Source organism: Carnobacterium divergens DSM 20623 (assembly GCF_000744255.1).
GTDB classification, from domain to species: Bacteria; Bacillota; Bacilli; order Lactobacillales; family Carnobacteriaceae; genus Carnobacterium; species Carnobacterium divergens.
In genome coordinates this window covers 82,722-97,785 of record NZ_JQLO01000001.1, presented here as the reverse complement: position 1 = coordinate 97,785, position 15,064 = coordinate 82,722, and the positions used below count along the sequence as shown (strand labels likewise).

Here is a 15,064-nt window from a genome sequence, read left to right as displayed (position 1 = left end):
AACACCCCTCCTTAATCTTCCTCGTAACTTTCTAAACGTGCATCAAATTCTTCTTCTGTCTCATTAAAGCGCATAACATGAATGTCCTCTGCTTCAAAAAACAAGCCAACTTTTGCTCCAATTGTTGCTTTTTTAGTCGAATGAACCACCCACTCATTGGCTTCGCTATCATGACAAATAATTTCATAGTGAACGCCGCGGAACAATTGTGTATCAACGGTTGCAGCCAGCTTGCCTTTTTCAACTGATGTAATGGCTAAATCTTCTGGGCGAATCACGATCTCAACGGCTTCATTATCTCTCATCCCTGCATCCACACATTCAAAGGTATGTCCGACAAATTTCACTTCGTAATCAGCAACCATATGACCTTTTACAATATTGCTTTCGCCAATAAAATTCGCAACAAAGCGATTAATCGGTTCGTCATAAATATCCACTGGCGTTCCACTTTGAATAATTTCCCCTTTGTTCATTACAAAAATCTCATCGCTCATCGCCAAGGCTTCTTCTTGATCATGGGTCACAAATACAAATGTAATTCCTAAACGACGTTGCAGTGCTCTTAATTCATATTGCATTTCTGTTCTCAACTTTAAATCTAACGCTGATAAAGGTTCATCTAATAAAAGGACCTCTGGTTCGTTTACTAACGCTCGTGCAATGGCTACTCGCTGACGTTGACCACCTGACATTTCACTAATCCCACGATTTTCATAACCAGATAATTGAACCATTTTTAGTACATCTTTTACTTTCTCTTTAATCAAAGTCTTATCCATTTTTTTAATCGTTAGCCCAAAAGCGATATTTTCAAAGACATTCATATGAGGAAATAACGCGTAGTCTTGGAAAACCGTATTTACTTTTCGCTTGTTTGCTGGAACATCGTTAACCTTTTTTCCATCTAACAAAATCGTTCCTTCTGAGGCTTCAATAAACCCTGCAATCAATTTTAAAATCGTTGTTTTCCCACAACCAGATGGTCCTAATAAGGTATAAAATTTGCCACGTTCAATTTCAAAATCAATTTGCTTTAAAACCGGCTCATCCTCGTCGTATTGCTTCACCACATGTTCAAATGCGATAATTGAATTTTTTGTCATTTTAAATAACTCCTTTAGGTGATTTCATTATAAGTAAGAGTTCGTTACCACAAGTAACAGCTGGCTTTCGCCATTAAAATCATTTTTTAATTGATGTTCTTTTGTACCATGAAAATAAATCGATTCGCCTTTTTTCGCATAATAACGTTTCAAGCCTATTTCAATACAAATCGCGCCTTTCGTTACATACCCAAACGTTTCTGAAAGAGAGGGCGCAAATTTTTTAAACTCTCCTGATTCTTTAAACGTAAGCAACACAGGTTCCATTTCATTTTCATTTGATTCAGGAACGAGCCATTTCATTTGATAACCCTTTTCTTCATCTTCAAAATCCGTCATTTCCTCTGCTGAATAAACCACACGTTGTTCTTTTTGTCCTTCTTCAAAAAAGTCTTTAGGACTGCATCCTAACACTTCTAAAATATCAAAAAAAGTCTCCATTGATGGTGAGCTTAAATCTCGCTCTAATTGAGAGATATATCCTTTACTTAAATCAGTTCGTTCTCCCAGTTCTTCTTGCGTTAAATTTTTTTGAATTCGTAAATTTTTGATTCGCTTGCCAATTTCCATTAAAATTCTCCTTTAGTTCCATTGGTTTTCTTGAATCTGTTTAGTTTGAAGTTTACTTTTACTAAACTTCAAACGACAATTGTTTACTTATACTAAGTATTAAGTTTACTTAAACCTTATATATTATAACGCGTTTTTCTAAAAAAACAAGAAAAAAACCCAAAAATAATTGAAAAAAATCAATTATTTTTGGGTTCTTTTCTGAATAGTTTCATTTAATAAAATAACAGTTACTCTTCATTTCCAATATCCATGACCGAGCTTTCTGTATAGTTTACAAAACGGCGCAATAAATTCGCTAATTCACGGCTGATTTCACCATTCTCAAACATTTTTTGGATGTCGGTTCTTTCTGAATTTAAAGCTTTTAAACGCAACTCTTGCAATTGTTTTTCATATTCTTCTGAATAATCTTCACCAAAGCGTTTGATCCGTTCAATTTTATTACGGTATTCAACAATCAAATGGTAAGCGATGGTCTTATCCACCTTCCCATCTTTTTTCAATTCTTTTTTCATGTACTCTGATAGTTTACGTATCGCACTTTTAGCCGCTTCTTTTTCTAAAGCAAGGCGTTTACGATACTGCTCTTGATACGAGGCTCCTTTTTTTAGTCTTAAAAGACCACGTAAACTTTTACGGTAGGTTCGTTTCAATAAAATCCAACCGTGATTTAAACGCGAACCAATATCACTATTTAAACCGTTTTGACGTCTAGCAAGAACTTGTAAATATTGTTCAGCTGTTTCTTTATCAACTGACCCATTCTCTTTTAGTTCCTTCACTTTTTCAACTTCTGCTGCAATTGCAATTAAGCGAATACTCACCTCATCTTTTAAAAAGCGAGTAATCGTTTCTTGGCTGTTGTACTCCATTTGTAAGCGACGGATCATATGGTTGTACTCATGAATTAAATCATAGGAGGCCATTCGATTTTCCGGCCGACTTTCTTGTTCAATCGTACGAATCGCAACTTGCATAATATGAATTCTAGCTTGCGCTTCCTTTAAATCATCATCTGCAGAGCTATCTGTTTCCTCTTCAGGATAATCAGCTAGTTCATCCCCTGAAGTCACTAAACGGCGTTTCGATTTTGTTAAGAAAGGCAATGCAACTGTTGCGGCAATCAAGGTTGCTACAATTACGCCAGATGCTAAAAATAACATAATTGCTCTGCCAGGGAAAGCCTCACCAGAGTTCAATACATATGGGACAGATAAAATACCGGCCATTGTCACAGCACCACGAACTCCTGTCAAACCTGACATCAACGCAATTTTAAAACTTGGTTTCACTTCTTTTTTGTGTTTCCCAAATGAAAAATCAAACCACATGTAACTGTACGTCCATAAAATTCTTAAAATCAAAATCACTAACCAAAGAATGATTACATATTCTACTAGCAGAAAATTTCCCATCAATGGGTTCTTTAAAGCTGAACGCATGGCAAATGGCAGCTCGATTCCAAGAATCAAGAACACCAATCCATTTAACAAGTAAATAATCACGTCCCATGTCCGCTCCGTTACAATTCGAACTTCAGCCATTCGATTTTCTACTAACACTTGCTTGTTATTCGCCACAACACCTGCGGCTACTACTGCAATAACACCTGATGCGTGGAATAAATCTTCAACAATTAAGTAAATCATAAATGGGGTTAAGATTTGAATCAAGGTATGCAAGACAACGTCTTTAATCCCTTGGCTGCTTAACCAATTTTTCAACGCATACAGCAAAAGCTCTAGAACAATCCCAAGAATCATTCCCACAATTGCCATATAGAAAAAATCAAGCGTAGCTTCTTTTAAAGAAAACGCACCTGTCACAGTTGCTGCAATTGCATATTTAAAGGCAATCAAACCACTGGCATCATTAACTAAACTTTCTCCACGAACAAGGCGCAAAATTCCAGTTGGAAGTTTTACTTGCTCTGCAATCCCGTTTACCGCTACTGGATCGGTTGGCGATAAAATAGCAGCTAAGGCAAACGCTGCCGCCAATGGAATTTTATTATCAGTCATGGCAGTAATAATATACCCACCAACAATTGTCGTTAGAAAAACTAAAAGAATTGAATTCCCAAAAATAGGGATTCTTAATTTCCATAAATCCCGTTTAGGATAGTGCCTTCCGTCATTATATAGAAGTGGGGCAACAAACAAGAGCATAAACCAACTTGTCTCCAGTTCAATTTGAATTCCAAAAAATAATGCGGCCATCAAGCCTAATGCGACTTGAATTAGGGCTGTTGGAATTGAAACAATGTAATGGCTGATAATATTAGACACCACAACTAGGACAAATAAAATAATGGCTCCTTCTAAAATTGGCAAAGGTCTATTCACTTCCTTATAAGTTTTTTATTTTAATCACTAGTGTAAATTATAGCATAAAAATACAGGATTGTTTTTATAAAGTTCGAAAAAAATTGAATTTCATCCTCTGCTTTCCTTTTATATCAAGCTATTTTATTCTTTCTTTTTTTTCGTTATAAAAGGAACTTCATTTTTCAATGGTATTTTTATGAGAATTTCTTTAATTAACGACCATTAAAAAGAAAAAAATCGTGAAGACAAGCTTCACAATTTTTTCAATGAAACGGATTATAAAATCGACTGCCATTTACATAAAACAGGCTAAAACTTATGATTGAAATAACAATTGCAACAATTACTACAAAATAATCCATCTTTTGATAGGGCCTTTCCGCATACCACGTACGTTTTTTATTCTTACCAAAACGCCTCAATTCCATTGCTGTGCTAATAACTTCAATCCGATCCAGACTTGAAAAAATCAACGGCAAAATAATTCGTGCAATCCCTTTGATTCTAGAGAGCAAACGCCCTTTTTTTGACATCTCAAACCCTCTTGCTTGCTGTGCTTGAGAAATGCTATAAAAATCTTCTTGGATATCTGGAATATAACGCATCGCTAACGCCACAGCATAGCTGATCTTATAACTAATCCCAATTCGATTCAAGCTTGAAGCAAATTCACTTGGATTCGTAGTTAATAAGAAAATCAGTGCCAACGGAATCGTACAGAAGTATTTCAAAATCAGATTAAATTCATAAAATAATTGCTCACTTGTAATCGTATACCTCCCAATACCTTCAACCAAAACCGTTCTAGATCCATATAAATCGACTCCATATTCTGGTGAAAACAGGTAAACTGCCACAATATTCAACAATGAAAAAAAGAAAATAAATTTTAAAACAAAAGAGATTTGACGCCATTTAATATGTGACACCTTAAATAAAGCTAACGAAAATAGACTCATAAAAATTAAAAAACGCGTATCAAAGGTCGTCATACAAGCAACTGAAAGTAAAATTAAACAAATTAATTTAGACGCACCATTTAAGCGGTGAATAGGTGTGTTCTCTGGAATATATCCTAAAATTTGTTGGTCACTCATTTTAGACGCACCTCACGATCATAAGCTATAAATTTCTTCGTAAAACTAAATGGATCCGCCATTCCAAGAACTTTAGCAAAAGTAAATAAAGTGGTTTCTTTTAACGATGCCTTTTTAATTAATTCTTGATCTGTCAAAACATTAACGGACTCTGTATCTGCTAAAATTTCTCCATCTGCTACAACTAGCGCACGATTGGTATATTCTAACATCAAATGCATGTCATGAGTGATCATCACAACACTTACACCTAGCCGATTAAGCTTTTCTAAAAATGTCATCATCTCTGTGTAATGTTTAAAATCTTGTCCCGCTGTCGGTTCATCCAAAATAATCATTTCTGGATTTAATACTAAAATAGCTGCAATCGTCACGCGTTTTTTTTGTCCAAAACTCAACGCTGAAATAGGCCAATTCCGGTAAGAATACAGTCCACAAATTTTTAAAACTTTTTCAACTCGTTTTTTAATTTCTTCTTCTGAAACGCCTCGCAATACTAGACCTAACGCTACCTCATCAAAAATCATCGTCTTAGAAATCATTTGATTTGGATTCTGCATCACATACCCAATATGATCTGCTCGCTCCTTAATAGACAATGTTGAAAAATCAGTCCCTTCCCAACGCATCTCCTTAAAACTTGGCTTGATAAATCCACAAATAGCCTTCGATAGCGTTGATTTACCCGCACCATTTTTCCCAACAATACTTAACATCTCTCCCTTATTAAACGTCACTGAAACGTCATCTAACACAAAGGGCTTGTCTTTACGATAACGATACGAAAGATCTTCTAACGTCAATAACGGCGTTTCATGCTTTGGAATACGAATTTCAGGGATTGCATTCAACCACTGTTCCATTTCCTCTTTCAAATACGGACTGTGTAATTTTTTTAAATTCGCTAAATCTGGCAATGCTTCTAAATCAACTCCAGCGTATTTCATAGCAGTGACATATAATGGCTCGCGAATTCCCGTTTCCGTTAAAATATCTGTGCGTAGCAGTTCATCTGGCCCACAATCTGAAATGATTCGTCCTTCTGAAAAAACCAAAATACGGTCAACATCACAATACAACACATCTTCTAAACGATGCTCAATAATTAAAACAGTTGTCTTCGATTCTTGATGAATTTGGTCGATTAATTCAATTGCTTGCTTTCCAGCAGCTGGATCTAAATTAGCTAGCGGCTCGTCAAATAATAAAATTGGCACTTCATCTACTAATACCCCAGCCATCGACACTCGCTGTTTTTGGCCTCCCGATAAATCTTGTGGTCGGCTGTCTAAATGTGATGAAATCTCCACTACTTTTGACCATTTTTGAACAACTTGCTTCATTGAACTTTGTGAGACTGCATCATTTTCCAAAGAAAAGGCAATATCTTCAGCCACCGTCAGCCCAATGAATTGACCATCTGGATCTTGCAAAACCGTTCCTACATCAAAAGACAAGTCTACAACACTGCTATCTTTTAAATTTTTTCCATTTACCATTACGGAACCGTTTATTGTTCCTTCATACATATTCGGAATCAACCCATTTATGCATTGAGCAAAAGTTGACTTTCCTGAACCACTTGGCCCAACAACCAAGACTTTTTCCCCTTCATAAATGGTTAAATCAAGATCATATAAAGTCGGCTCTGATTGACTATGGTATTGGAACGTAAAGTTTTCAAATGTGATCAATGGTTTCTTCATTTTAATTCTCCACTTCCATTATTTATAAATTTAAGTACCTATTAATATTAAAAAAACTGAGGGCTTGTTTTCCACTCAGCTTCACAATTAGATTTTACCACTAATACTAGTCTTTTTTCAAACTCCCTTTTTTCGTACGAGTAGCAGCATATACAACCATCATTAGCGTGCCTATGATTCCCACTGAAATAATATTCAAAACACTCGCTAAGACGCCTTGTGCAAAGACTTTATTCGCCGGTTCACTGTATATTAAAATATCTAAAACGGGTGCAATTCCTGCCCAAACAATAATATTCCCAATTACTTGATACACATTAAAGCGGAATATTTCTTTCTTTCCAAATTCACCTGCTGCCAGTCTAATTTTACTTCCTGCAAGACCATAAATCACGCCAATAATTCCTGAACACACAATCCAACTCCACCAAGCTCCACCATACGTTGTGAAATCCTTAAGTGTATGACCAATCAAACCAATCAAACCACCTGCAATCGGACCAAATAAAACTGCCATCAACGCTAAAAATGGATAGGTTGTTTCTAAGTTTGTATTTGGAATACCTGTTGGAATCACTGCAAAACGACCTAAAATAACAAATAATGCCGAACCGATTCCAATTGCTACAATGGTTTTTACTGATAATTCTTTTTTCATTTCTTTTCCTCCAATTTTCTTTTAGTCAAAAATTACTTTTGGTGCCTTACGCAATTGAATCGTCCAAGAAGACCCGGTTCCAATGTGATACAAGCGTGAAAATGAATCTTGATTAACAGCTACACCCATATTTACTAATGAATTAACATAAACGAGCGGTTCCCCAATATGAACATCTGCAAATGATTTAGCAAACATCATAATATTTTGATACACTTGGTTGCCTTCATGAAAAATAGACACTTGAATTGAATCGCCATGGACAATTCCAGCTTCTTTAAATAGCGCTAATGGAATATTCGTCCATAAAGAACCAAAACGAATATCCAATACATCGATGCTACCTGTTAAAATCCCTTTTGCTTCATTTGCATCTACTAATTCTAACTGTTGCAACGTTTCTGGCTCCACTACTTCACCTAAATCTTCAAAATTGATTTCACCACTCGCTAATCGTGCACCGTTATAGGCATAAATATCCCGACCGTGGAAAGTATGACTTTCCTCAGAATGAGGCAAACGGCTGGTTAATTCATCAATTCGACGTACTTCTGCTAACCCTTGATAGTGCTTAATATGTGTTAATGAACCATTATCTGGCGTGATGATATAGTGACCTGATTCCGTTTTACACACAATACTTCTACGATCACTGCCAACTCCAGGATCTACAACTGAAACAAAAACTGTTCCCTTTGGCCAATATTGTACGGTTTGATACAATCGATAAGAAGCCACCCAAATATCGTAAGGTGGAATATCATGGGTTAAATTCTCCACAACCACTTCATCACTTACCATATGCGCTACACCATACATCGCACTAACGGCTCCATCGCCTAAACCAAAATCTGTTTGCAATACTAAATATTTCCCCATTATTGTCATCCCCCATTTATACTTAATAACTAGTTTAAGTGTTTATGATTATTAGATTTTTTTCATTTTTTTCTAATCTATTTCATTTTAAAGTTGTCGCTTTAAATAGTCAACTAATAGTCATTCAAATCTTCATTTTAATGAGCTCAAAAAAAAGAAGGCCCCATCATTCAATAGTAGCACTTCTAGTTCGGTCATTATACAATTGGATCTTCCCCGATAATTCGAACTTCGGTCTCCAATTCAACACCAGCATTTTTTAAAATGACTTCTTGGATATGAGCAATCAATTCAATATAATCAGTAGCCGTTGCTTGATTAATATTCACAATAAAACCTGCATGTTTTTCAGAAATTTGAGCGCCCCCCCAAATCTTACCTTGTAATCCTGCTTCTTGAATCAATTTTCCAGTAAAATAGCCTGTTGGTCGTTTAAAAACACTCCCGCAAGATGGGTATTCTAACGGTTGCTTCGATTCACGTAAAAACGTCAATTCTTCCATTCGTTTTTGAATCATTTCATGATCGCCTTTTTTCAAAGCAAAAACGGCTTCTAAAATAATACTGCCATTTGCTTGTAGCGCGCTGTGGCGATAGCTAAACTCTAATTCTTGATTCGATAATCGCTTTACTTCACCTTCAGATGTTAAAACAAGCGCGCTTTCTAGCACTTCACTAACTTCACCTTCATAAGCTCCTGCATTCATAAATACCGCTCCACCAATACTACCTGGAATGCCACATGCAAATTCCAAACCCGTTAAACTTGCTTTTAGACCAGCATAGGAAGTATCGATTAACTTAGCACCACTTTGAGCAATGACTCGATTGCCTTCCACAACAATAGCTTTCATGTCCGTCAAAATCATCACGACTCCACGAATCCCACCGTCTTTTACAATCAAATTGCTAGCATTACCAAGTACTGTTAAAGGCAAATCAAATTCCTTGATCCACGTCACAAGCTCTACCACTTCTTTTTCAGTCTTTGGGAAAATAAGTAAATCAGCTGGTCCGCCGGTTTCAGTATACGTGTAATTGGCTAAAGGTTCATTTTCTTTCATCGTCACATTGGGAAATTGTTTTTTTATTTGTTTAATTGACATGATTTACCTCTCCACTCTTAGTTTCATCCATATAATAGTACCATTTTGCTTCTGCTTTGAAAAGAATCTCTACCATTTCTTTGTAATTCTTTAGAAAAGGAAACCTTTTAGTCTAAATTAAAATATCTTATGTTTTTCTTTAAATTTATTTGTTAAACTATAGAGAAAAACAGATAAGTAGGTGGAAATAATGAAATGGATAAAAAAAATCTTTCTTTTTGGAATCCCTCTATTACTAGTAATTTTAATAATAATAGGAAGTTTAATTTTTTCAGGAACAAGAAAAATACCCGAAAAAAATATAGAAACCATGCTTATTTTAGGTGCACAAGTTCGAGGAAATCCAGCAGTACCAAGCAAAGTGCTACAAGAAAGATTAGATGCTAGTCTTCCCTATTTAAAAGAAAACCCCACTACTAAAGTTATTGTCAGCGGTGGACAAGGACCTGATGAATCAGATACCGAAGCAAACGTGATGGAGCAGTATTTAATTGCTCATGGTATTGACGAAAAACGTATTCAAAAAGAAGACCGCTCAACACGCACAGAAGAAAATATCGCTAATTCAAAAAAATGGCTCCATTCAAATCATGTTGTAATCGTAACAAGTGATTTCCACATGTACCGCGCGTTGATGTTGGCTAAGCGTGCAGGTATCAATGCTAGCGGACTGCCTGCAAAATCAACTAGCTCTGCTACCTTTAAAAGCTATTGTCGTGAATTTTTAGCATTGCCTTATGGGATTTTGAAGGATTGGTAAAAGCCTCCATGATTTCTTTTTAGAGCGAAATCATAAAGGCTTTTACAGGTTTATAACGTATGTTTAATTTCTCCATTCACAATTTTTTGACACAGTTGATGACTAGTTAACGCTGAATCCATTGACACAGCTGCTTCACCCGTTTCAACTCCTTCAATAAATTTACGAATAATTGGAGCAAATCCTCTTTTTTCCAAAGTTGTTTCCCAATCGCCAAATTCAATTATCGTTTTTTCACCATTCTGATTGCCTTCATATTCCGTTAAATTAACCACTCGATGGGTTCCACCAACAGTTGACATCACTTCAGCTGTTTCTGTATTCGCTCCCGACATGTAGTTCATAGAGGCTATGCAAATTGAATTTTCAGTAATGATTTCCATTACACAATTTTTGAGATACTCTCCTTCTGTTTTCAAATGATACGATGTTTTTAAAATCGGTTCATCTAATAAATAAACGGCTGTATCTAACACATGGATAAACATATCATAAATTCCTCGTTGCACTTTTGTTTGACTGTTCGTTTTGTTCTTTTGAATAAAGAGCATATTTTTTTCTGGTACGGCTTTTAGTTTTTGAATCATTGGCGCAAAGCGACGATTAAAACCTGTTACTAATTGCACTTTTTTTTCAGAAGCTAATTCCATCAATTCTTTTACTTCTTCAAGGTTCTCACTAATCGGTTTATCCACATACACATGAATCTTATTTTCTAGTAATTGTTTGATTATTTGACCGTGGGTTTCGGTAGCCGTATGAACAAATGCCATTGTAATACCACTTTCAATCAGCTGTTCAATGGTTGAATAAAGCTTCTCCACACGGTACTGTTTGCCAATTTTTGCTAATTTTTCTTGATTTCGTGTATAAAAATGCCAATCGACTTCATCACTCATCGTCATCATTACTGGTAAATAAGCCTTCTGAGCAATTCCACCTAATCCAATTACACCTATTTTTTTCATTTTTTTCATCCTCATTTCTAACTATACTACCGTTCTCTTTATTCTACCAAATTATTTAGTGAAACAATAATAGAATTAATTCATGTGACATTAATTTTGTTTGTTGGAGCTCCATTATTACTTTGCATTCTTTTCTCTCTTTAAATACAATAAACTTATTACTATATAAAAGAGGTGCCAAAATGAAATTGATTTCATGGAACGTCAACGGGTTACGTGCTGTAGTCAAAAAAGGCTTTGTTGATATTTTTAATACACTTGATGCCGATTTTTTCTGCTTACAAGAAACAAAACTTCAAGAAGGACAAATTGATTTGGACTTACCAGGCTATTTCCAATATTGGAACTATGCGGTTAAAAAAGGCTATTCAGGAACTGCCATTTTCACCAAACATGAACCTTTAGAAGTTTTTTACGGCTTAGGAAAAGAAGAGCATGATCAAGAGGGCCGCGTTATCACACTGCGTTATTCTGACTATTATGTTGTAACTGTCTATACGCCTAATTCACAAAACGAACTCAAACGTTTAGATTATCGCATGACGTGGGAAGAAGACTTTTTAGCATACTTATTAACCTTAAATCAAGACAAACCCGTTATTATGTGTGGCGATTTAAATGTAGCCCACGAAAATATTGATTTAAAAAATTGGAAAACCAATCGAAAAAATGCTGGATTTTCTGATGAAGAACGTCAAAAATTCACTGATTTTTTAAACGAAGGATTTATTGACACATTCCGTTATTTTTATCCAGATCTAGAGGGCGCTTATTCTTGGTGGAGCTATCGCTTCAATGCAAGGGCAAACAACGCCGGATGGCGCATCGATTATTTCTGTGTCTCTGAAAAATTAAAAGCTCAATTAATTTCAGCAAAAATCCACAATGACATTTTAGGCAGCGATCATTGCCCAGTTGAATTGGAAATCAACTTATAGAAATAAGATTTGAGAACCCTCTCGAATCTTATTTTTATAAACATCGTTTATTTTTAATCAATTAACCTATTCTTTATCTGTAAGATATTCCTTATTAACTAAGGAATATAGCTTGTTTCTACTGCTTTTATATGATAGTATTTCTTATGCGGTAAAAATAATACGATTGATAATTAGAAACTAATTGTTTGGATTATTTTTCGATTAACTTGATGTTTTTAGGTAAGCTTTTTATTTATCAGTACAAACCAAAATATTATTTTTGAAAGGGTGTCCCATTTGTCATTTTATCAACAAGATGAGGAAAAAATATTAAAAGATCTAACTAGTTCTATTGACGGACTACAAAACAGCGCGGTTAAAAAACGTCAAGAAAAAGATGGTTTCAATGAACTAAAAACTAAAACAACCGATTCTGCTTTAAAATTATTTCTAGGTACTTTCAAGGATGCAATGGTAATTGTCTTACTAATTGTAGCAGTCATTCAAATGGCACTTGGAGATGTAATGGAGTCTTTGATTATTTTTGCAGTACTGATGGTTAATTCAATTGTAAGTGTGATTCAAACAAAGAAAGCTGAAGGTTCACTAGATGCTTTAAAACAACTGTCCGCTCCTCTTGCAAAAGTCGTACGTAATGGCGTTAAAGAAGTTATTCCTGCTAGAGAAATCGTAGTTGGTGATATTGTTCTTCTAGATGCTGGCGATTATGTACCTGCAGACGGTCGCTTGTTAGAATCCGGTTCTTTGCGTGTGGATGAAGGCATGCTGACAGGTGAATCTGTTCCCGTCGAAAAAGACACTAAAACAATTGAAGGTGAAGTGCCATTAGGCGACCGCTTTAATATGGTTTATAGTGGTTCAATGGTCGTTTATGGTCGTGGACTTTTCGTTGTAACCGGTACTGCTAATAATACCGAGATTGGTAAAGTTGCAAGTCTGCTTGATAGCGCTAGTAATAAAGCTACTCCTCTACAAGTTAAATTAGATGCTTTTAGTAAAAAATTAGGGGTTGGAATTTTAGTTTTATGTGTTTTGATTTTTGCCATCCAAGCTGTTCGTATTTATCTTGGTGAGCCAAAAGATTTAACAACTGAAATCATCCATGCCTTTATGTTTGCTGTTGCCGTAGCTGTTGCAGCAATTCCTGAAGCATTGCAATCAATTGTTACAATTGTTCTTTCAGTCGGTACTAATAAAATGGCAAAAAAACATGCGATTATTCGTAAGTTACCTGCTGTTGAAACATTAGGCTCAACTAGTGTCATTTGTACAGATAAAACAGGAACCCTAACTCAAAATAAAATGACTGTCGTAGATTATTATTTACCAAATGGTCAAACAGGTGATTTCAACGCTGATCCTACTTCGTGGTCTATTTCAGAAAATCGTTTAATCGAAATTGCGGTTTTATGTAATGACTCTGGTATCAGTGAAGAAGGTCAAGAAATTGGAGACCCCACAGAGGTAGCCTTAATTGCATACAGCAATAAATTGAATTTACCTTACCAAAACTTACGTTCAAAATTCCCTCGTGAAGATGAATTGCCTTTTGATTCAGATCGTAAATTGATGTCCACTATTCATACGATTGACAACGAACGCGTTTTATTGACTAAAGGTGGACCTGACGTGGTCTTTAATCGTTGTACTAGTGTCTTATTAGACGGCGAAGTGGTGCCTTTGACAGATGAATTATTAACTCGTTTTTCAACACAAAATGAAGAATTTTCAAATCGTGCGTTGCGTGTCTTAGCTTATGCTTACAAACCGTTCAGCAAAGACAATACTTTAGATGCAGATGCCGAACACGACTTAATCTTAGTTGGGATTACGGCAATGATTGATCCTCCTCGTGAAGCCGTTTATGCAGCGATTGACGAAGCGAATAAAGCCGGTATCCACACCGTTATGATTACAGGTGACCATAAAACGACTGCTAAAGCAATTGGACGTGAAATTGGTTTAATGGCAGAGGATGATATCGCCTTAACAGGTCAAGAATTAGATGCTTTATCTGATGATGAATTGGATGCTAAATTAGAAAAAATTTCTGTCTATGCCCGTGTTTCTCCTGAAAATAAAATAAGAATTGTTCGTGCTTGGCAGAAAAAAGGCAATATCACTGCAATGACTGGTGATGGTGTAAACGACGCTCCTGCTTTAAAACAAGCAGACATCGGAATTGCAATGGGTAGTGGAACAGACGTTGCTAAGGACGCTGCAGCAATGGTGTTAACAGATGATAACTTTGTTTCAATTATCAGTGCTGTTGAAGTTGGACGAAATGTCTTTGATAACATCAAAAAAGCCATTGCCTATCTATTCGCAGGAAACTTAGGGGCAATTATTGCAATCATTGCGGCTTTAGTAATGGATTGGGTGAACCCGTTTACTGCTCTTCAACTTCTATTTATTAACTTAGTAAATGATTCCTTACCTGCAATTGCACTAGGAATGGAAAAAGCTGAGCCTGACGTAATGGACCGTAAGCCAAGAGATGTAAATGAAGGCATCTTTGCTGGTGACACCTTAAAATCTGTCCTTTATCGTGGAATCTTGATTGGGATTGCCGTGATTATTTCACAATACATTGGACTAAGTTATTCCAATGAAATGAGTATCGCAATGGCCTTTACAACCTTGATTTTAGCAAGAACGTTACAAACTTTTGCAGCACGTTCAAATACTCAAACAGCTTTTGGTGCTGGTTTCTTCAGTAACAAATATGTTTTATTAGCAGTTGGGGTTTGTTCGGTACTTTACGCCTTTACTGTCTTACCAGGTGTTCGTGAAATCTTCTCTATTCCAGCGAACTTTGGTTGGGATCAATGGCTTGTTGCTGCTGGTCTTGCACTTGGAGCTGTCATTTTAATGGAAATTACAAAAATCATTACAAATAAACTTAAATAAAAAAATCCTGTTCGTGAAATTTCACGAACAGGA

Annotated in this window: 12 protein-coding genes; 3 read left to right on the top strand and 9 right to left on the bottom strand. The window is 35.8% G+C overall.

Annotated elements, in window-relative coordinates; genetic code table 11:
- Positions 1-11: 11 nt before the first annotated feature.
- The 8 genes from BR52_RS00470 to murB form a co-directional block, all read right to left on the bottom strand.
- Positions 12-1,106 (bottom strand): ABC transporter ATP-binding protein, encoded by a 1,095-nt coding sequence (locus BR52_RS00470; RefSeq protein WP_034568241.1) that lies wholly within the window; start codon positions 1,104-1,106, stop codon positions 12-14.
- 27 nt (positions 1,107-1,133) lie between these two features.
- The gene (locus BR52_RS00465; protein ID WP_034568240.1) at positions 1,134-1,676 is read right to left on the bottom strand and encodes a helix-turn-helix domain-containing protein; all 543 of its coding nucleotides are present in this window, start codon (positions 1,674-1,676) and stop codon (positions 1,134-1,136) included.
- 230 nt (positions 1,677-1,906) lie between these two features.
- A complete protein-coding gene (locus BR52_RS00460) occupies positions 1,907-4,012 on the bottom strand; it encodes a cation:proton antiporter (protein ID WP_034568238.1) in 2,106 nt (701 codons plus the stop codon).
- Between the two features lie 257 nt (positions 4,013-4,269).
- Positions 4,270-5,103, bottom strand: a complete 834-nt coding sequence (locus BR52_RS00455; RefSeq protein ID WP_034568237.1) for an energy-coupling factor transporter transmembrane component T family protein — start codon at positions 5,101-5,103, stop codon at positions 4,270-4,272.
- Positions 5,100-6,809, bottom strand: a complete 1,710-nt coding sequence (locus BR52_RS00450) for an ABC transporter ATP-binding protein (protein ID WP_034568236.1) — start codon at positions 6,807-6,809, stop codon at positions 5,100-5,102. The genes BR52_RS00455 and BR52_RS00450 overlap by 4 nt, the downstream gene beginning before the upstream one ends.
- A 106-nt stretch (positions 6,810-6,915) precedes the next feature.
- Complete coding sequence (locus tag BR52_RS00445; protein ID WP_034568235.1) at positions 6,916-7,467, bottom strand: ECF-type riboflavin transporter substrate-binding protein; 552 nt, start codon at positions 7,465-7,467, stop codon at positions 6,916-6,918.
- A gap of 21 nt (positions 7,468-7,488) precedes the next feature.
- Complete coding sequence (locus tag BR52_RS00440; protein ID WP_034568234.1) at positions 7,489-8,346, bottom strand: SAM hydrolase/SAM-dependent halogenase family protein; 858 nt, start codon at positions 8,344-8,346, stop codon at positions 7,489-7,491.
- 197 nt (positions 8,347-8,543) lie between these two features.
- Complete coding sequence (gene murB, locus BR52_RS00435) at positions 8,544-9,452, bottom strand: UDP-N-acetylmuramate dehydrogenase (protein WP_034568233.1); 909 nt, start codon at positions 9,450-9,452, stop codon at positions 8,544-8,546.
- Between the two features lie 190 nt (positions 9,453-9,642).
- Here murB and BR52_RS00430 point away from each other — a divergent pair, with 190 nt between their 5' ends.
- Positions 9,643-10,212: a YdcF family protein gene (locus BR52_RS00430; protein WP_034568232.1), complete on the top strand. Its 570-nt coding sequence runs from the start codon at positions 9,643-9,645 to the stop codon at positions 10,210-10,212.
- A gap of 50 nt (positions 10,213-10,262) precedes the next feature.
- On the opposite strand, the gene BR52_RS00425 is transcribed toward BR52_RS00430, so the two are convergent.
- On the bottom strand, positions 10,263-11,180 hold the full coding sequence (locus BR52_RS00425) for a Gfo/Idh/MocA family protein (RefSeq protein WP_034568231.1): 918 nt from the start codon (positions 11,178-11,180) through the stop codon (positions 10,263-10,265).
- Positions 11,181-11,362: 182 nt separating this feature from the next.
- Here BR52_RS00425 and BR52_RS00420 point away from each other — a divergent pair, with 182 nt between their 5' ends.
- Together BR52_RS00420 and BR52_RS00415 are read left to right on the top strand one after the other, a co-directional pair.
- The gene (locus BR52_RS00420; RefSeq protein ID WP_034568230.1) at positions 11,363-12,118 is read left to right on the top strand and encodes an exodeoxyribonuclease III; all 756 of its coding nucleotides are present in this window, start codon (positions 11,363-11,365) and stop codon (positions 12,116-12,118) included.
- A 279-nt stretch (positions 12,119-12,397) separates the two neighbouring features.
- Positions 12,398-15,031 (top strand): cation-translocating P-type ATPase, encoded by a 2,634-nt coding sequence (locus BR52_RS00415; protein ID WP_034568229.1) that lies wholly within the window; start codon positions 12,398-12,400, stop codon positions 15,029-15,031.
- The last annotated feature ends 33 nt before the right edge of the window (positions 15,032-15,064 follow it).